Genomic DNA, 17,755 nt, shown 5'->3' on the forward strand with positions numbered 1-17,755 from the left:
GTCCCACTGCGTGCCGGGCGCAATTTCGAAGGGGCCCATGTCCTCGGTCACGTCCACGGTCGTGAGGTTGAAGGCCAGGGAGTTGAGGCGGCGACCCATGATGGTGTCATCGGGGGCGGGAAAGTCGCGGTGCCAGGGCTGATTCATAGCCCCGGGATTGGGCACGTCGAAGCCAATTTCCACGATTTTGTACGCCGGCCCGAGCACGGCCTCGCACACGGCCGTCACCCACGGGTGCGTAGCCAGCTCCACGAAGCCGCGGATGTCCTCGGGGTGAATCTCGACGTAGTGGCGCTTGGGGCCGCGGCCCAGGGCACCGCCGGGGCGCTGGAGAGCAGTCTCGTAGAGCATGGCAATGTCTTCACCAAGCTGCTGCACCCACTCGCGAGTGAAAGCGCCTTTGAGCCCAATGATGCCGTCCCCGTACAGGCCGCCCATGATTTGGGCGATGTCGTAGGTGGGACGCGTGATGCTATTTGTTTCCATTGTTTCCATACTGCACTGCTAGTTGTTATCCACTGTACAACAAGAACTTGCCCGCCTCAATACGCGGCCCTGCAAAGCTAGTTAACGCGTGTTCTTCCAACAACACCGTTGGATTTTAGTGGCAGGGTCAGGCCGCCAGCAAGGCTTATCTTATCACCAGCGCAGTGAATCTCGTCGTTCTGGTCCATGCACTTGCCCCCACGGTAACGGCTCATGTCACTTCCGCGGCCTTTCTTGCTACCTCAGCAAGGGCTGCTGTCACCCTGATAAGCGGTGTTGACACTCCGGCAGCGGGCCTTGTCGCCCCCAATAGCCTTGGCCACTTCAGATCCGTCGCTTACTTGGGCTGGTTAACCAAACTTACGCTCCGTTGCAAGCCCCTCGCCTTTCGGTATTTGGTCCAAAAGGGGCCTCTCAGAAACGGAATAAATAGCAGGTTAAGGATTTTGACCGAAAGGGTGGCACAAAATTTACTCGTTCGACTTATCTACAGCGGCTTTTCGATGACTGTGGATGACGACGCCCCGATGGCGCAGGTATTTATTAGAGCGTGGACTTGGAAATGCACAGGCGCTGGGCGATTTCGTTCACCCCAAGCTGCTGTTTGCGATAGAGCGTTTCGGCGACGATGGCTGTGCGCTCCGCTTCTTCCAATAGTCCCCGTCGGCGGCCGCCTACCCGACCTCGCGCCCGAGCTGCGGCGAGCCCGGCATGGGCCCGCTCGCAAATCAGCTCGCGCTCAAACTCCGCGAGCGAAGCAAACAAGTTGAAGACAAGCCGGCCTTGGGCCGAGGTGGCGTTGATGGCATCGGTGAGCGAAACAGGCCTACACCCCGAAGCTCTAACTCCACCACCATGGCCAGCAAGTGCTTCGGGGAGCGTCCCAGCCGGTCAAGTTTATAAATATAGACCGTGTCGCCAGGGCGCAGCCTAGCCAGCATGCGGTCGAGTTCGGGCCGCGCCTTCGTGGCCCCGGATGCTTTTTCCTGAAAGATGGTCTCGCATTCAGCCTTGTTGAGGGCATCAAGTTGGAGTTCCAGGTTCTAGTCGCGGGTTGAGGGCAATGTTGTGTAACCCGGATATTTTGCGTAATTCAATGCCAAGGGTTTCGGTTTATGTTCGTTCATTTTGATTTTGGGGTCGCCTTCCAGTTGTTCTGCATCGTGCAGGGGCTGACCACGGCGGCGTACCTGCTCGTTACCTCCCGGCGTCACCCGGCCAACAAATGGCTGGGGCTGGGGCTGCTGCTGCTGGGCCTCACGCTGCAGGTCGTGGATTACTTTCTGGGCCGGTCCGGCACGTATTTCCGCAACCGGTGGCTCTACTTCACGCCCCTATTTTTCTCCTGGGGCTTTGGGCCCTTGCTGCTGAGCTACCTGCGCACCCATTTCGGCCTGCGTCCCCTGCGCTGGGGGCACTTCGTGCCGGTTCTGGCGCAAGCCGCTTTTTACGTAGCAATCAGCTTGCAGTCGTTCGACACCAAAACCTGGTTCTGGCTGCACGTGCACAAGCCCTTCACGCGCTACGTGGAGCACTACGGGGTCGTGGTTTCAGTCGTTGGCTACGCGGCGCTGGCTTGGCGGCTGCTTCGCCAGCAGCCCGAGCCCGAACCGGGGTGGCAGCGCGGCCTGCAGGCCGTGGGCGTCTTTTACCTGGCTGCCGCGGTAGACCCGCTGGTCAACCCCTGATATCTGCCCGCGGGCGCGCCCAAATTCTACCTGACCAGCCTGGCCCTGCCCGTGGTGGCCTACGGCTTGGCGCTGCTGGGCTGGCTGAAGCGCCGGCCGGCGGGCGAGTTGCTGGCAAAGTTAAGTGCCCCCATTGACCCTCCCAAGCTGGCTGCTCCCATCGATACTGAAGACCTGCGCCGCCTGGTAGCCGCCCTTGAGCAGGAGCAGCCGTTCAAGGACCCGGACCTCTCCGTGGCTCGCTTGGCCCGGCACCTGAACCTGAAGACCAGTGCGGTTTCCCAACTCATCAATACGGGCTTGGGTCAGTCTTTTTCGGAGGTGGTGAACGGCTACCGGCTCGAAGAAGTAAAACGCCGCCTGCTCACGGCCGACGCGCAGCGGCTCACCCTGCTGGCCCTGGCCCTGGAGGCGGGCTTTAATTCCAAGGCCACATTCAACCGCGTGTTCAAGGAAAAAGTGGGGTTAACGCCCAAAGAGTACCAAAAGAGGTATCAAATGACGATTTGAGACGACTCAGGGCGGGCCCTTTGGGTACTATTGCCCCCTCATTCACTCAACCCCATGCACCGGCTCCCCCTGTTCCTGCTCCTGCTCCTGGGCCTGCGCCCGCAGCCAGTTGCCGCCCAAAGCCCTCCCCAGTCTATTCCTGCGTCCCCCCGCCCCGCCGTGGCGGCCCGCATCGAGCGGGTGGAAAACAGCCTGCTGCCTTACGTACCCGTAAGCGGCCTGCCGGGGTGGAACCTGCGCGAGCGCATGAAGTTTCACCAGGTGCCGGGGCTGAGCATCGCCGTCATTCGCAATTACCGGGTGGAGTGGGCTAAGGCTTACGGCTGGGCCGACACCACGGCCCGGACCCCGGCCACGCCGGCCACGCTGTTTTCGGCGGGCTCCATCTCCAAGCTCGTCACCGGGGCGGCGGCGCTGGCGCTGGTGCAGCAAGGCGAGCTGAGCCTCGATGCACCCATCAATTCTTTCTTGCGCTCCTGGCAGCTGGCCGACAACGACTTCACCCGCCAGCGCCCCGTCACCCTGCGCCTGCTGCCTAGTCACCAGGCGGGCACCGGCCAGCTCTCGTACGTTGGCTCCTTGCCAAACCAGAAGCCCCTGCCCTCGGTGGTGGACATTGTGAGCGGCCAGCCGGCGGCCGGCAGCCGGGCCTTCGTCGTCACCCGGGAGCCGGGCACGGGCTTCCAATACTCGGGCGGGGGCTACATGGTCGCCCAGTTGGCCCTGATGGACGCCACGGGCCAGTCGTTTGAGGCGCTGACTGAGGCGTTGCTGTTCCGGCCCCTGAAGATGCGCAGCACCACGTTTGCCCAGCCCCTGCCGCCGCGCCTGGCCGCCCGCGCCGCGTGGGCGTACTCGGTGAGCAGCTGGTTTAAGGGCGTGCCCTACGTGTACCCGCAACAGGCGGCCGCCGGCCTTTACGCCACCCCCACCGACCTGGCCCGCTTCCTCATCGAAGTCCAGCAAGCCTACCGGGGCCGGGGCCGGGTGCTGACGCAGGCGGCGGCGCGGGCGATGCTGAGCCCGCAGACCGAGGTATCGACAGGAACCTACCGCGAGCAAATGGGCCTGGGCGCATTTTTATTGCAGCGGGCGGATAAAGTGGACGAGAACAGCCGCTACTTCGAGCATACGGGCGTTAACGCCGGCTTCCTGGCCTACGCCCTGGGCTCGGTGACGGGCAGCAACGGGGTCGTCATCATGATGAATAACAACAACGGGGCCGACGAGCTGGGCAAGGAGCTGCGCCGCGCGGTGGCGAAGGTGTACGGCTGGCCCGACTTTTTGCCGCCCGCCATCCAGCCCCGGCTCGTGCCTACTGCCGCCCTCGATGCCCTGGCCGGCCGCTACCAGCGCGGCCCCGACGAAGTGGTGACATTTCAGCGCGAAGCCGACCACCTGGTTGAGCACATCAATGCCGGCAACCCCATCCTGACCTATCCCGTGAGCGGCGACACGGTGGCGTTCACGGACTATCCGCTGCGCGGCCGCTTCGAGCGCAACGCGGCCGGCGAAGTCACGGGCTTCCGCATGCAGGGCGCCGACAAGCCCTGGCCCCGCCTGCGTCCCGACCAGCTGCTGCCCGATGAATTGCTGCGCCTGGGGCGGATACCGGAAGCTGTGGCCGGCTACCGCCAATTTAAGCTTAACGAGTACCAGCTGACGTACCTGGCCTACGAACTGCTGAACCGCCGACCCAGCAACCCGGCGGCGGCCCAGGGGCTGTTGGAACTGGCTCTGGAACAGTTTCCGCAATCCGCCGTTGTGCACACCCGCTGGGGCGACTTGTACCTGGGCCGGGGCGACAAGCCCCGGGCCATCGCCGCGTATCAAACGGCCCTGCGTCTGGACCCGGACGACAAAGAGTTGAGAGAAAAACTGCTCGCCCTCGAACCCTAAGCTGGGGTCGTTGGCACGGCAGCAGTAACACATCCAGGTTCGGGGTGGCCCACGGCCATATCTGGGGCGCTTAGGAGTAGGGGGCGGACCGGACCTTTGGGCTATATCAATTGCTCCCACCAGGTCCTGTTTCCTGTGGCGGCTAAGCGCTGCCCTGCTGGTTCCAGCTTTGGCGCACAGCGTACCCTACCCATCCCCGTAAGGGGTAAAATTGCCGTTAGGGCCGGGGGGGCAAATTTTGGCGGGTTCGGGGTGCCTCCGAATACGGTGCTTACGTGGGTTGTCTTTACCTAGGCGGGGTGGGGCAGCACGCGGAACGTACTGCCCTTGCCCACTTCGCTTTCCACCTCCCCGCGGCCGCCCACTTGTTCCACGAGGCGCTGCACCAAATAGAGGCCCACGCCCGAGCCCGCCACGTGGTCGTGGACGCGATGAAACAGGTGAAACAGCTCCAAGCCGTGCCTTCCTAGGTCGATGCCCAAGCCATTGTCATGCACAGTTAGCAGTTAGCGTTGGCACTCCATTGGTGAGGCTGGTGCGCACAACAATGTGGGCCGGACGGCTGGGGTCGGCATACTTGACGGCATTGCTGAGCAGGTTGTAGAGCATGCTGCGCAGGTTGGCCCGCACCAACACCACCGCGGATAGGGCCGAAAAATCCAGCTCCCAGACCGGGGCCGTGGGGCCCAGGTGTTGCACCGCGCGAACGACTTCTTCCACCAGGGGCCGCAACAGAATAGGCTCGGCGGGCAGGGGTACTGACTGGCGCTGCACCTGCACCACCTCGGTCAGGGCGTGCACCGTGGTCAGCAGCCCATTCACCGCCACATCTACCATGCTCAGCATATCGGCGGCTGCGCGGTCGTGGAAGCTGGCCGTCGCTTTCAGCTCCTCAAACGAGTCCGCCAGGTTCTGAACAGGCTGCTTCAGATCGTGAGAGGCCGCGTACGCGAAGGTGTCGAGCTCGCTGTTGGTGCGGGCCAGGGCCGCGTTCTGCACCTGCAACTCTTCGCGCAGGGTGTACTGCCCGTGCACATCGGTGCAGGTGCTAAGCCACTGCGCCGTATCGGGGCTGCCGGTTAGTTTTAATAAGCGCACTAGCACCAGAAACCAGCGGTAAGCGCCCCCGTCCTGGCGCAGCCGGTATTCGTCCTGGAAAAACGGCTGACCCGCGTCCAGGGCCTGCTGCCACTTCGCTCGGGCAGTTGCCTCGTCCTCGGGGTGCAGCAAATGGAGCCAGGACTGTCCCCGCCAGGCGGCGGCCCCGAGGCCCGTGTACTCGGCCGTGCGAGCGTCGCAGTAGCGGATAGTGTCATCACCGTCGGCGGTCCAAACCAACTGGGGAATGCTTTCCATCAATACCCGGTACTCGGGCTCGCTCCGCTGCACTTTGTCCTGCCGCTGCCGCATGTCCGTGTTGGAGCCGTACCAGCGCGTCACCTGCCCATTCTCGTCGCGTACGGGCTACGCGCGCGACAGAAACCAGCGGTATTCGCCGTCGTGCCGGCGCAGCGGGAAGGCGCCGCTAGGTGGTGCTGCCAGCGCTCCACCACCGCCCCGATGTAGGTGGGGTGGTGTACCTGCTCCCAGCCCCAGCCCTGCATCTGGTCTAAGGCGGTGCCGGTATACTCGTACCATCGCTGGTTGTCCCAGAAAATGTGGCCGTCGGACTCGGCCATCCAGACCAGCTGCGGAATGGCATTGGCCAGGGTGGTGAACTCGGCAGTGCGACGGCGCAGCTGCTCGGCTACTTCCTGCAGTTGCTAGTTGGCGGTGGCCAGCTCCGTAGTCCTAGCCTGCACAATACCCTCCAACTCGGCGGGCGTCCATAACAAGCCCCGGTTTATCACCCATTATTGGGTGAGGAGAGGGCACTCCTACCTATTCCACTTCTACGACCATCTCCACCTCCAGGGCCATGCCTAGGGGCAGGGCGTTGGTGCCCAGGGCCGTGCGCGCGTGCCGGCCCCGGTCCCCAAACACTTGAATCAGCAGGTCGGAGTAGCCGTTGATGACCTGGGGCTGCTCGGTGAAAGTGTCCGCTGAGCGCACGTAGCCATTGACTTTGACAATGCGCCGCACCCTAGCTAGCTCACCGAGCTCCTTCTTCAGCACGGCCAGTTGCAGCAGGGCCACGAGGCGGGCGGCCTCGTAGCCCTGCTGCGTGGTCAGCTCCGCCCCCAGCCGGCCGGTGAGGTAAGCCCCGCTGCTCTGGCGAGGCCCCTTGCCCGAGAGAAAGAGCAGGTTGCCCACCCGCACCACGTCCACGTAACTGCCGCTGGCGGGGGCGACCGCCGGCAGCGTCAGACCTAGCTGGGTGAGCTTAGCTTCGGGGCTCTGGGTCACAGCGGGTGCGGCCACAACGAGCAGCAGGATAAGGATGAGGGGGTTCATAGGCAGGAACGGGAAAGTGAATCCTGAAAAATCTCCCCATAAATTAACGCAGAAGTTCGGGACTCACTCCCCTCTCCTCTCGGGTGCTTGGGGCCCTGGTTAGGAGGCTTTGGTCAGAAAGTTAACCAACTCGGTATTAAACTTCTCGCGTTCTTCCACGAACAGGGCGTGGCCGCTCTGCTCGAAGGGCACCAGCTGGGACTGGGGCAGGAGGGCGTGCAACTGCTCGGCCAACTCATAGGAGCAGATTTTGTCCAGCTTGCCGTGAAGTATGAGGGTAGGTAGAGTAATCTGCTGTAAGTCCGCGCGCAGGTCGGTGTCGCGCAACGCCTTCAGGCATTCAGCCATGGCGTAGGGTGAGGCCTGCGCCTGGATGGTGCCCAGCCAGGCCCCGTGCCCAGGCGAGAGGCTCGTGGGCGAGGCAGGAAAGATCTGGCCAAAGGTCTCGAATAGCAGAGGCCGGTTCGTGTTGTTGAGGGTGATCAGGCCGTCCACGTCAGCCTTGGTCCAGATGCCGTAGCTGAAGTCCGGCCGCTTGGTCCAGAGCGGGGCTGCGGCCCCGAACAAGGCCATCCGGCTCACGTGCGCGCCTTTGTACTTGGCCACGTAGTGCACCACCGTGGCGCCGCCCATAGAAAAGCCCCCCAGGGTAGCCTCTACGATGTTGAGCTTGTCGAGCACTACCTTGATGTCGTCGGCAAAGACGTCGTAGTTGTAATTACCCCCCGGCTTGTCCGAAAGGCCGAACCCGCGCAGGGTGATGCCAATAACCCGGAAACCTTGCTCCACTAGGTGGGCGTACTGGTACTCGTACATGGCATCGCTCAGGGGCCAGCCGTGGATGAGCACCACCGGCTGGCCTTCACCCAGGTCGGTGACGTGCAGCCAAACGTGGGGCTCCACTTCGATGTATTCGGCCCGCCCCAGGCCGCCGGGCTGGCGCTTGGCTCGCGCAGCGGCGGTCAGGGACACGCCCGAAACAACCAGGCCCAAGGCCACGAGACTGAGGGATTGCAGCGTCTTTTTCATGAAGTAAGGGGTTAGAAGCGAAGAAAAACAAGGGTGAATAGTAAAATTATAGGCCGCGTCCCCGGCGGCTTTACGGCAGGGTAAGCACGGCTTTACCCACCACCCCGCCCCGCGCTACTTCCGTATAGGCGCGCTGAAAATCGGCCAGGGGGTAGGTCTGACTCACCACGATATCCAGCCCGCCAGTGGCCAGCGCGGCCAGCTCCTGAAGGTAGGCCGGGGTGGGCTTGAGCAGCAGCACCCGGTATTGTTGCCGGGCACCGTATTCACGTAGGCCCCCCGGGGCTTGAGTAGGGGGCGGGCCGCGGAAAAGCTGAGCTTCCCGGACAAGTCCAGCACCACGTCGTAGCGCTTTCCGGCGCCCTTTATGTCGTGCTCCCGGTAGTTCAACACGCTGGCGCTGCCCCACTGCCGGGCCAACTCCGTGCCGGCCGGCCCCACCACGGCCGTGACCACCGCGCCCCGCTGACTAGCCAATTGCGTGGCAATCATACCGATGCCGCCGCTGGCCCCATTAATCAGGATCTCGGTACCCGGCCCCACCGCCACCAACTGGTGCAGCACCTGCAAGGCCGCCGAGCCGGCCACCGGCAAAGCGGCTGCCTGGGCAAAGGACAGATTCGCGGGCTTGAGAGCGAGGTCGGCGGCGGGAACCGCCACGTACTCGGCCAGGGCGCCACCCTTCAATACGTCTACCAGGCCGAAGACATCATCCCCGGGGTGCAAGCCGGGCACGGCCGCGCCCACCGCTTCCACCACGCCGGCGAAGTCAAGGCCCACGCCCTTGGGAAAGGTCGAGCCGGCCACGAGCTTCATTTCCCCCTGGCGAATCTTCCAATCCAGGGGATTAATGGATACGGCCTTCACCCGCACCAGCACCTCGTTCGGCGTCAGGGCCGGCTGGGCTACTTCGGCCAGTTCCAGCACTTCCACGCCACCAAATCGGTTATAAAGAACCTTTTTCATGGTTGGTTTCGCAGTTGGTTGCCACTGTACATGCCCTGGTCATAGTAGACACTGGTCGGGTCGGTTACCAGCAGCACTAAGTCACTGGGCGGGCCCGCTACGAGCTGAGCCGCTTCGTTTTGCAGCAACAGGCTCTCCCCCTTGGTCAGGTGCAGGTGGTCGTTGACTTTCACTTCCCCCTCGAATACATAGAGCAGGCTGATTGCCCCGGCTACTGGCGGGGCCGGCAAAGCCAGGCTTGCCCCGCCGGCCAGGCGGGCGTCGGACACCCAGGTCTGGCTGCGAATGTGCAGGGGGAAGCTAGCCGCGGGGCCGGCCAGGGCCCGCCACTGGTTAAGGCTGAAGGTGGCGCCCGGCGCATAAAACTGCACCTGTGGGGGTAGCCCGCTTTTCTCGGGCCGCAAAAAGATTTGCATCCCTTCTAGCTCGCCGCCCTCGGCCAGCACTTGCTCTTCGTGCAGGAAGGTCGACCCGGCGTTCATGAGCATGAAGCGCTTGGCCGATATGGGCTCGAAGTTACCCTCCGAATCACGGTGCTGGACCCGGCCGCGGCGCAGGTAGGTTAAAATCTCGTCGTCGCGGTGGGGGTGCATGGGCACCAAGGTGCCCGGGCGCACGTGGGCGTGGTCGATGCGTCCCAGGGTGCCCAGCCCGGAGTCGGCGTCGCCCAGGGTCTGACCAGGTAACAGGATGTCAATCCCGAACCCGCCGTGCTGCTGGCTGATTTTCTCAGCGGTGCTCAGCTTATGCATACATCGGGACGCTGAGTTTCTCTTTTAAGAAGGACGCGGCCAGCTGCAGGGCCTCGGCACCCAGGGGGCCGGCGCCGAAGAAGCCGTGGACGTTTTCGTAGTTGTGGTAGGTGGTTTCCACCCCGGCCGCTTGCAGCTTCTCGGCGTAGGCCCGGCCTTCGTCGCGCAGGGGGTCGTAGTTGGCGGTCAGAATCAAGGCCGGGGGCAGGCCCGAAAAGTCGGCCCGGCGCAGCAGGGAGGCTTCGTCGGCGTGGGCGGCATCGGGTAGGAAGTTGTCCCAGAACCAGCGCATCATGGCCGCCGTCAGGATGTAGCCCTCCCCGTTCTCTTCCCAGGATGCGTGCCCGGCCGAGTAGTGGTCTGTAACCGGGTAGGCCGCGACCTGGGCCTGCAGCGTAATGCCTGCGGCGGCGAGCTGCTGGGCCACGGACAGGGCCATATAGCCGCCCGCGCTGTCCCCGGCCACGGCCAGGCGGCCGCCGTCGGCCCCGACCTCGGCGGCGTGTTGCCTCAGCCAGCGAACGGCCCGCAGGCTGCTGTCCGGACCAGCAGGGAAAGGGTGTTCGGGCGCCAGCCGGTAATCCACTGACATCACCACGGCCCCGGCGAGGCGGCAGAGCTGCCGGCATACCTCGTCGTGCGTGTCCAGGCTCATGAGCACGAAGCCCCCTCCGTGGAAATAAGCCACCACCGGAAACGGTCCCTCCCCTGCCGGGAAGTAGAGGCGCACGGGGATGTCGCCGTCGGCCGTGGTGTTGAGGACCCGGCCCACGGCAGTGGGGGCGGGATTTTTGGGAAAAGACGCCATCAGGGCCCGGGTTTCGGCCGGGGGCATGAGGTGCAGCTTATCGTAGCCCTTTTGCTGGGCATAAGCAATATTTTGCCGAATATCTGCGGTGAGTGCCATCGTAGTCAGGATTTTAGTGGACAGAAGACGAGTGCTGCTTAGCGCGCCAGCACGGCAGCCAGCACCGGGTAGTCGGTGTAGCCCACCGGGCCGGGCGTGTAGAGGGTGGTGTAGTCCGGCGCGTTCAGCGGCGCTTCTTCGGCGATGCGCAGTGCGAGGTCGGGGTTGGCCAAAAAGGAGCGCCCGAAGGCCACCAAGTCCGCAAAGCCCGCGTTGAGGGCGGCTTCGGCCGTTTCGGGCGTGAGGCCGTTGCAGAGGATAATGGTCCCGCGGTAAGCGGCGCGAATGGCCGCCAGCAACGCCGGCGGGATGACGGCATTCACCGCGATGTGCACGTAGGCCACGCCGATGCGGTTCAGTTCCTGAGCCAGGTAGGCGTAGGTTTCCTCCACTTCCTGCTCGGGGTAAGCCGCTAGGTCGCCCAGGCTGGAGAAGGGCGACAAGCGAATGCCGACCTTCTTCGGCCCGATGGCGGCCGCTGTTTCCCGGGCCAGGTCCAGGGCCAGGCGCGCCCGGTTGGCAATGCTGCCGCCGTACGCATCGGGGCGGTCGTTGACGTTCGGGTTCAGGAACTGCTCAATCAGGTAACCATTGGCCCCGTGCAGTTCCACCCCATCGAACCCGGCGCTGACGGCGTTGCGCGCGGCGCTGACGTGGCCTTCGATAACCGCTTGAATACCCTCCGCGGTGAGGGCGACGGGAGCGGAATGATCCTGCAGGCCGGCTGTATCGGTGAAAATCTGCCCGGCCGCCGGCAGGGCGGACGGCCCCACCAGTTGGGCCCCGGCCGGCAGGTTATCGACGTGGCCGATGCGACCCGTGTGCATGAGCTGCATAAAGATGCGGCTGTTGCCGGCGTGCACGGCCGCCGTAACTTGCTGCCAGGCCACCACTTGCTCGGGGGAAAACACGCCCGGGATGCGCGGGTAGCCCAGGGCGTTGGGCAGGGGCGCGGTGCCTTCGGTGATGAGCAGGCCGGCCCCGGCGCGCTGGGCGTAGTATTCGGCCATGAGGGCGTTGGGCAGGTTGCCGGTGGCGCGGCTGCGCGTCATCGGCGCCATCACCAGATGGTTCTTGAGGGCCAGGCCGCCACTATGGTAGGGGGTGAGAATCTTTTTCATCTTTGGGTCGGTGAGTAGTACGACACAAAGGTGAGGGCGCCAGGCCGGGGGAAATAACCGGAATAACCGCAAGAATAGTCCTATCCGCCAGCCGAGTAACGCTTGGGCTTGGCGCCTAGGTGCTTTTCAAACAAGCGCGTGAAATGGCTCAGGTTGGTGAAGCCCAGCCGAAAGCCGGTTTCTGACACTGAGTAGCCGCTGTGGCGGAGCAGGAAAGCGGCTTCTTCCATCCGGGCTCGCTGGTAGTAGTTATAGATGCTGTCGCCGTACACCTGCTTGAACAAGGCGCTTAGCTTGGACTCGCTCATACCGGCCATGCGGGCCAGGGGCGGCAGTTGGGGCGGTGTACCCAGGTCGGCGAGCACCGCCGCCTGCACCAGGGCCAGCTTCTCCGCATCGACTTTGTTCAGGGGGCTGTGGGGCTGGGAATCGCGCAGCAGTAGCTTCTCAAACAGGTAATAAATGAGCTGCTGCACCCGAATGCGGTAAAACAGCGTACTCAGCGGGTCAGTGGGGCTCGCGTTGCCCAGCTCTTTGAGGATGCGCTGCTCGTCCACGCCCAGGCGCTCGTGGTAGAGAAATCCCGCACCTCCCCTCAGGATAGTAGCCACCACATTGTTGGGGAGCGCCACGCTAAGCAGCGTACGCAAGGCCGGCACCAGTACCCCGACCACGTTAAAATAGATCTCCGTGTGGGCCGGAAAGTGAATGGTCGTGTTCAGGTCAGTGGAGGAAATCTCCACGGCGTACTCGGTATTTCTGGCGAAGGGAAACTGCTGGTCACGCGCTTCCAAGCTGACGGGCTCTTCGTTGAGGTTGAAAATCAGACTGACGAGTTCATGGTTGGGCAGCGGAGCCGCCCGCCGCTTGAGCACCAGATCTTGCTTGAGCCGGTAGCGGTGCACGAACAACCGGAACTCTGGGCCTATCTCAATATTGCGAATACAGCCCTCCCCGAGTTTCGGGGGAATGTGCAGCGTATCACCCGCCACCGGCAGGTTAAACTGCTCCCCGAAGCTCTTCAGAAAATCAAAGCCGGGATAGGGAACAAACTCGAACACCATGGCGGAGGAGATTTAAGGGAACACTGGCCGGGCCTGTATAACGCTGGATACCAAGCTCAATAGCCGAGCCCCGCTGCTACCTTCCGTAAAATAACACAAAGGTGATAGAAGGACCCACTAGACTAACTTGACGGGTGAATAGTAGGTGAATAGTATTTAGAGCGCCCTAGCCTGCTCAGCTCGGGCTTGCCTAAGCAGAGCAGGCTAGGGCCAAAAAGTCATAGTGGCTGTTGCAGAACCCGTAGCCCAGTTCGTCGTTCGGCGCGTAGCAGGCGCATCCAAGGCCAGAAACACTTTACTGACAGAGATAATCTGCTTTCGGCTCTCCGAGCGCATACCTCCGCACAATTTCTATCGCCGGCTAGCAGAACTCGTGGACTGGCGCTTTCTCTACGAGGAGACCCAAGCCTTCTACAGCCATACCGGTCAGCCCTCGCTCGATCCGGTCATCTTCTTCAAGCTCGTGCTGGTGGGGCGGCTGGAGAACCTGGTCAGCGACTGGCGCTTGGTGGAGCACTGTGCCCTGCGGCTCGACATCCTCTACTTTTTGGGCTACGAAGTAGACGACGACTTGCCCTGGCACTCGACTATCAGCCGCACCCGGCAGCTCTACCCAACTGCAGGCTTCGAGCGTTTATTCGAATACGTATTTGCCCAATGCGTCACGCAGGGACTGGTCGCTGGTGATACCCAGGCGGTGGATTCAGCACCCGTGAAGGCCAACGCCTCGCTCCACCGCCTCTGCGAAAAGCAGCCAATCGAGACGTTGATCCCACTATAGCCCCTCGGATTCCGACGCGCGCATCTCCATCAAGCTCGGCAAAGCCCGCGCCCTCAACTACCTCTGCAGCTTGTCGGTCGACACGGCTCACGGCGTGGCCGCGACAGTGTGCACTTGCCCCCACTCGTCACCTACCTGCACCAGCGCTTACGCGCCCAGGGTCTGCCCCTGCTAGACCTCGTGGCCAACACCAACTACGCGATCAGAGTAAACTACGCCTTACTCGAGCAGCAGGGCATCACGCCCTGGATCCCGGTCTTCGGCCAGTACAAGCCCACCGTGGAGGGATTTGCGTATGATGCCCAAGCGGACTGCTTCACCTGTCCGGCGGGCAAGTTGCTACCCTTCAAAAGCTACGATAAGCAGCGGGAAGGCGGCCTACAAAAGCTCTATCGGGCGGCTAACCGCGATTGTCGGCTCTGCCCGCACAAGGTCACCTGCGCGCCCAAAAGCAAGAAGCGGCAGATTACGCGCACAGCCTATGACCCGCTCTATCAACAGGCGCTGCTCCGCCAGCAGCGCCCACAAGGGCACCGGATGCGGGTTCTGCGCCAAAGTACGGTAGAGCCCGTGGTTGGCAGTTTGCTCCAGCACTACGGCCTGCGCCAGGTGAACTCGCGCGGTCGGGCTAGTGCGCATAAAACGATGCTACTGGCCGCCCTGGCCTACACCCTGAAAAAGCTGCTCAAGTACCCACCCCAACAGCGCCTAGGCTTAGCCGGTGCCCTGCCCAAGCCCCCGCCACCCCCTTATTCCCTGCCTTTTTAGCGTCGAACCAAGGGGGGTGCGGTAAACGCCAGCTAGCAAAACACGAAGACAACGGGCGACGGAGAGTTCTGCAACAGCCCCCATGGCTTTCTGAACCTGCTTGAAAGTGCCTGACAAGGCATCATACTTTAGGGAGATGTGCATAAAATACTCGGAGACTGCTTTTCTGGAGTTACGTTGTTTTTGGAAAGCCTCAACAAACAACAAAGATTATTTTGGTTGGGCAGATGAGTTTAGAAAATTCCAGTGCATATTTGCGCAGATTTAACCAACTAGTTAAACTATCCTGCCAGTGGACACGCAGAAACGCTCGACCGAGGAACTGATTCTGGAAGCGGCGCACGCTGTGTTCCTCGAAAAGGGTCTGGCCGGGGCCCGGATGCAGGAAATTGCCGACCGGGCCGGCATCAACAAAGCCTTGCTGCACTACTACTTCCGCAGCAAGGAGAAGCTCTCGGCCCTAATAATTGACCGGGCCATCAGCGTAATTCTGCCGCGCGTAATGGCCGTGCTCGATACCGACCTTGAGCTATTTGACAAAATCCGCCTCGTGGTAGACCACTACCTGACCTTTGTCAGCCGGAACAGCTTCCTGCCGCTGTTCATCGTGAACGAGGTGAACCGCAATCCCCAGTTCTTCTTTCGGGCCGTGGTGGAAAAGGAGCGCACGCACCTCGACAAATTCCGCCGGCAAGTAGAAGAAGCCGTGGCCCAGGGCCGCATTCATCCTATCAGTTCCGCGCAGCTGTTCATGAACGTCATGTCGCTGGTAATCTTTCCCTTTCTGGGTAAGCCCATCATCCAGGTCGGACTGGGGCTGAGCGAGGAAGCCTTTAAGCGGGAGATGGAAAACCGCCGCACCGAGGTAGCCGAATTCGTGATTCGGGCAATCCAGGCCTGATATTTTTTTACCCATTCGTTAACCAAGTAGTTAAATTACATGGATAAGAAAAAAAAGCTATTGCTGCTGCTGGGACTGCTCAGCCGGGCCGCGCTCGGGCAACCCGCGGCGCCGCCCCCGGCTGGCGCCGCCCTGACGCTGAACCAGTGCTACGACCTAGCCGAAGCTCATGCCCCGCTGCGGCGCCAGGTGGCCCTGAATGAGGCCCAGGCCGCCAACAACCAGGCCCGGCTGGCCGCGCAGGGGTACCGGCCACAGCTGGCCGTTAACGGCCAGGCCTCCTATCAAAGCGAGGTAACGCGCATCCCGCTAGAAGTGCCCGGCATCAACATTCCTGTTCTTTCCAAAGACCAGTATCGCCTCACGCTGGATGCCACCCAGACTCTGTTCGACGGCGGCGTCACCCGCCGCCAGCAGGAGGTAGAAACGTTGAATAGCCGGGTAAGCAACCAACAGGTGGCCGTGGGCTTGTACCGGCTTCGCGAGCAGGTAAACGGCCTCTATTTCAGCACGCTGCTCACCGACGAGAACAGCCGCTTGCGCCAGGGGCTGCGCGCCGACTTGCTGCAGCGCCGCAAAACCCTGCTGGCCCGCCGGGTGGGCGGCGTGGCCACCGGCCAGGACGTGGCCCGCCTCGACGCCGAAGTGCTGAACCTCGACCAGCTGTTGCGCGAGCTGGCCACCACGCGGGCAGGCCTGTTGCGTCAGCTGGGGGAGTTGCTGGGCCAGCCCCTGCCCCCCGATACCCAGCTGGAACCCCTGGCTGCGTTGCCGACCGCCAGCGCAAGGCCGGAGCTGCTGCTGTACGCCCAACAAAAAGCCTTGCTCACGGGCCAGCAGAAACTTACCGACGCCCGGCTGGCTCCGCGCCTGAGCCTGTTCGGGCAAGTGGGCTACGGCCGGCCCACGCTGAATTTTCTGCGCAATGATTTTCACGGCTACGGCATTACCGGTATGCGCCTGAACTGGAATCTGAACGCCTACTACACCCGCCGCCAGGACCGCGAGGCCCTCCGCCTCGGGCAGGAAGCCGTAGCCGTGCAGCAGGAGGCGTTCGAACAAACCCAGCGCGTGGCCCTGGCCGGCCAGCAAACCGCGATTGACCGCTACCAGGCCCTGCTCGAAACCGATAAGCAGCTGATTGACCTACGCCAGAAAATTCAGGCCACGGCCGCCGTGCAGCTCGACCACGGCATCATCGGCTTCAGTGACTACTTCACCGAAGCCAACAACCTAACTATGGCCCAACTCAGTGAACAGCTTCACCGCCTGCAGTTGCTTCAAGCCCAAACCGACTATCGGCACATCCAGGGTGCTTCTTCTCAACCTTACTAACTCATTCGCTGCCCGTGGAAGTACTCATTGCCCTGCTGTCGCCCATTCTGTTCATGCCCACCATCACGGGCTACATGGCTACCAGCCACGGCCGCTCCTTCTGGCGCTGGTTTGGCATTGGCTGCGTGCTGCCCTACTTCTCCCTCCTGCTCATTACTTGCGTGGTGTACCGCGACCAGCGTCGGGCCCGCCCAACCAAATCCGACATCTCCAACCCCGATTTGCCATGAACGCTACCCTTTGCTCTGCCGGCGGTAAGAACCCCGGTTTGCTGCTGGCTTTGGCCCTGCTAGCTGCCTGCCAAGCCGAAGCGCCGCGCTTCGACGCCTCTGGCAATTTCGAAACCACCGAGACCGTTGTGGCCGCCCAGGCCCAGGGGCAGCTGCTGCGCCTGGCCGTAGCCGAAGGCGACGAGCTGCCCGCTGGCCGGGAGGTGGGCATTATTGACACCACGCAGCTCCATCTGCGCAAGCGCCAACTGCAGGCCAGCGCCCGCGCCGTGCAACAGCAGACGCCCAACGTCGGGGCCCAGCTCGGCGCATTGCAGCAGCAGGTAGCCAACCTGCAGCGCGAGCGTCAGCGCGTGGTCAGCTTAGTGCGCGCCGACGCTGTGCCCGCCAAGCAACTCGACGACCTCGACTACCAACTGGCCACCGCTCGGCAGCAGCTGGCCGCTCAGCGCTCGGCTCTCGGCACGCAGGCCAGCGGCACCGTCGCGCAGGCAGCCCCGTTGCAGGAGCAGGTGCGCCAAGTAAGCGACCAACTCCGCCAAAGCCGGGTGGTGAACCCCGTGGCCGGCACCGTGCTCACCGTGTATGTGGAGCCCAGCGAAGTCGTGAACTACGGCCAGCCGCTCTACAAAATCGGCAACACGAAAACCCTGATTCTGCGCGCTTACGTGGCCGGCGACCAACTCACCCAGGTCAAGCTGCGCCAGCCGGTGAAGGTGCTGGTGGACGCGCCGAACAACCAGCAGCGCGCGTACCCCGGCCGGGTGCAGTGGATTTCGGCCAAGGCGGAGTTTACGCCCAAGGTCATTCAAACCAAAGAAGACCGCGTGAACCTGGTGTACGCCCTGAAAATCGTCGTGCCCAACGACGGCAGCCTCAAAATTGGGATGCCGGCCGATGTCTTGTTCTAAAGGTCCTTTCATT

The 17,755-nt window shown here is 62.7% G+C and carries 22 protein-coding genes and 1 pseudogene; 10 read left to right on the top strand and 13 right to left on the bottom strand.

Annotated elements, in window-relative coordinates; translation table 11 throughout:
• Together ACW9KT_RS18610 and ACW9KT_RS18615 are read right to left on the bottom strand one after the other, a co-directional pair.
• Window positions 1–495: phytanoyl-CoA dioxygenase family protein (locus ACW9KT_RS18610; protein WP_457083179.1), on the bottom strand; the 495-nt coding region annotated here is incomplete at its 3' end.
• A 534-nt stretch (window positions 496–1,029) separates the two neighbouring features.
• Window positions 1,030–1,526: pseudogene (locus tag ACW9KT_RS18615) on the bottom strand (recombinase family protein).
• A gap of 75 nt (window positions 1,527–1,601) precedes the next feature.
• Here ACW9KT_RS18615 and ACW9KT_RS18620 point away from each other — a divergent pair.
• The 3 genes from ACW9KT_RS18620 to ACW9KT_RS18630 are packed head-to-tail and all read left to right on the top strand — an operon-like array spanning window position 1,602 to window position 4,583.
• Window positions 1,602–2,174: a hypothetical protein gene (locus tag ACW9KT_RS18620; RefSeq protein WP_457083181.1), complete on the top strand. Its 573-nt coding sequence runs from the start codon at window positions 1,602–1,604 to the stop codon at window positions 2,172–2,174.
• A 54-nt stretch (window positions 2,175–2,228) separates the two neighbouring features.
• Window positions 2,229–2,684, top strand: a complete 456-nt coding sequence (locus ACW9KT_RS18625) for a helix-turn-helix domain-containing protein (protein WP_457083183.1) — start codon at window positions 2,229–2,231, stop codon at window positions 2,682–2,684.
• A 54-nt stretch (window positions 2,685–2,738) separates the two neighbouring features.
• Window positions 2,739–4,583, top strand: coding sequence for a serine hydrolase (locus ACW9KT_RS18630; protein ID WP_457083185.1), 1,845 nt, complete (start codon window positions 2,739–2,741; stop codon window positions 4,581–4,583).
• Window positions 4,584–4,873: 290 nt separating this feature from the next.
• On the opposite strand, the gene ACW9KT_RS18635 is transcribed toward ACW9KT_RS18630, so the two are convergent.
• Genes ACW9KT_RS18635 through ACW9KT_RS18645 form a run of 3 tightly spaced genes read right to left on the bottom strand, consistent with a single transcriptional unit; the run spans window position 4,874 to window position 6,221 of the window.
• On the bottom strand, window positions 4,874–5,080 hold the full coding sequence (locus tag ACW9KT_RS18635) for an ATP-binding protein (protein ID WP_457083187.1): 207 nt from the start codon (window positions 5,078–5,080) through the stop codon (window positions 4,874–4,876).
• Window positions 5,073–6,023, bottom strand: a complete 951-nt coding sequence (locus ACW9KT_RS18640) for a PAS domain-containing protein (RefSeq protein ID WP_457083189.1) — start codon at window positions 6,021–6,023, stop codon at window positions 5,073–5,075. Before ACW9KT_RS18640 ends, ACW9KT_RS18635 begins: the two co-directional genes overlap by 8 nt.
• A gap of 24 nt (window positions 6,024–6,047) precedes the next feature.
• A complete protein-coding gene (locus tag ACW9KT_RS18645) occupies window positions 6,048–6,221 on the bottom strand; it encodes a hypothetical protein (RefSeq protein WP_457083191.1) in 174 nt (57 codons plus the stop codon).
• Window positions 6,222–6,241: 20 nt separating this feature from the next.
• On the opposite strand from ACW9KT_RS18645, the gene ACW9KT_RS18650 reads away from it, so the two are divergent.
• Entirely contained in the window at window positions 6,242–6,415 is a 174-nt protein-coding gene (locus tag ACW9KT_RS18650) for a hypothetical protein (RefSeq protein ID WP_457083193.1), read from the top strand.
• A 49-nt stretch (window positions 6,416–6,464) separates the two neighbouring features.
• On the opposite strand, the gene ACW9KT_RS18655 is transcribed toward ACW9KT_RS18650, so the two are convergent.
• The 8 genes from ACW9KT_RS18655 to ACW9KT_RS18690 form a co-directional block, all read right to left on the bottom strand.
• Window positions 6,465–6,977: a RidA family protein gene (locus ACW9KT_RS18655; RefSeq protein WP_457083195.1), complete on the bottom strand. Its 513-nt coding sequence runs from the start codon at window positions 6,975–6,977 to the stop codon at window positions 6,465–6,467.
• Between the two features lie 99 nt (window positions 6,978–7,076).
• Window positions 7,077–8,006, bottom strand: a complete 930-nt coding sequence (locus tag ACW9KT_RS18660) for an alpha/beta fold hydrolase (protein WP_457083197.1) — start codon at window positions 8,004–8,006, stop codon at window positions 7,077–7,079.
• 70 nt (window positions 8,007–8,076) lie between these two features.
• Window positions 8,077–8,247, bottom strand: a complete 171-nt coding sequence (locus tag ACW9KT_RS18665; RefSeq protein WP_457083198.1) for a zinc-binding dehydrogenase — start codon at window positions 8,245–8,247, stop codon at window positions 8,077–8,079.
• Window positions 8,169–8,972, bottom strand: coding sequence for an NAD(P)-dependent alcohol dehydrogenase (locus ACW9KT_RS18670; protein WP_457083200.1), 804 nt, complete (start codon window positions 8,970–8,972; stop codon window positions 8,169–8,171). Before ACW9KT_RS18670 ends, ACW9KT_RS18665 begins: the two co-directional genes overlap by 79 nt.
• Window positions 8,969–9,724 carry a pirin family protein gene (locus tag ACW9KT_RS18675; protein ID WP_457083202.1) on the bottom strand — a complete coding sequence of 252 codons (756 nt, stop codon included), beginning with the start codon at window positions 9,722–9,724 and terminating at the stop codon, window positions 8,969–8,971. Before ACW9KT_RS18675 ends, ACW9KT_RS18670 begins: the two co-directional genes overlap by 4 nt.
• Entirely contained in the window at window positions 9,717–10,631 is a 915-nt protein-coding gene (locus ACW9KT_RS18680; RefSeq protein ID WP_457083204.1) for an alpha/beta hydrolase, read from the bottom strand. The genes ACW9KT_RS18675 and ACW9KT_RS18680 overlap by 8 nt, the downstream gene beginning before the upstream one ends.
• Window positions 10,632–10,669: 38 nt before the next feature.
• Window positions 10,670–11,824 (bottom strand): alkene reductase, encoded by a 1,155-nt coding sequence (locus ACW9KT_RS18685; RefSeq protein ID WP_457083206.1) that lies wholly within the window; start codon window positions 11,822–11,824, stop codon window positions 10,670–10,672.
• An 8-nt stretch (window positions 11,825–11,832) separates the two neighbouring features.
• Window positions 11,833–12,816, bottom strand: a complete 984-nt coding sequence (locus tag ACW9KT_RS18690; protein ID WP_457083208.1) for a helix-turn-helix transcriptional regulator — start codon at window positions 12,814–12,816, stop codon at window positions 11,833–11,835.
• Window positions 12,817–13,189: 373 nt separating this feature from the next.
• Between ACW9KT_RS18690 and ACW9KT_RS18695 the strand changes: the two genes are divergently transcribed.
• The 6 genes from ACW9KT_RS18695 (at window position 13,190) to ACW9KT_RS18720 (ending at window position 17,742) form a co-directional block, all read left to right on the top strand.
• Window positions 13,190–13,597: a transposase gene (locus tag ACW9KT_RS18695; protein WP_457083210.1), complete on the top strand. Its 408-nt coding sequence runs from the start codon at window positions 13,190–13,192 to the stop codon at window positions 13,595–13,597.
• Between the two features lie 114 nt (window positions 13,598–13,711).
• Window positions 13,712–14,365 carry a transposase gene (locus ACW9KT_RS18700; protein WP_457083212.1) on the top strand — a complete coding sequence of 218 codons (654 nt, stop codon included), beginning with the start codon at window positions 13,712–13,714 and terminating at the stop codon, window positions 14,363–14,365.
• Between the two features lie 292 nt (window positions 14,366–14,657).
• Window positions 14,658–15,266 (top strand): TetR/AcrR family transcriptional regulator, encoded by a 609-nt coding sequence (locus ACW9KT_RS18705; protein WP_457083214.1) that lies wholly within the window; start codon window positions 14,658–14,660, stop codon window positions 15,264–15,266.
• 39 nt (window positions 15,267–15,305) lie between these two features.
• Window positions 15,306–16,601 (top strand): TolC family protein, encoded by a 1,296-nt coding sequence (locus ACW9KT_RS18710; RefSeq protein ID WP_457083216.1) that lies wholly within the window; start codon window positions 15,306–15,308, stop codon window positions 16,599–16,601.
• Window positions 16,602–16,615: 14 nt separating this feature from the next.
• Window positions 16,616–16,831, top strand: a complete 216-nt coding sequence (locus ACW9KT_RS18715; RefSeq protein ID WP_457083218.1) for a hypothetical protein — start codon at window positions 16,616–16,618, stop codon at window positions 16,829–16,831.
• Window positions 16,828–17,742, top strand: a complete 915-nt coding sequence (locus ACW9KT_RS18720) for an HlyD family secretion protein (RefSeq protein WP_457083220.1) — start codon at window positions 16,828–16,830, stop codon at window positions 17,740–17,742. Before ACW9KT_RS18715 ends, ACW9KT_RS18720 begins: the two co-directional genes overlap by 4 nt.
• Window positions 17,743–17,755 lie beyond the last annotated feature (13 nt).

Source organism: Hymenobacter sp. HD11105 (genome assembly GCF_054051685.1).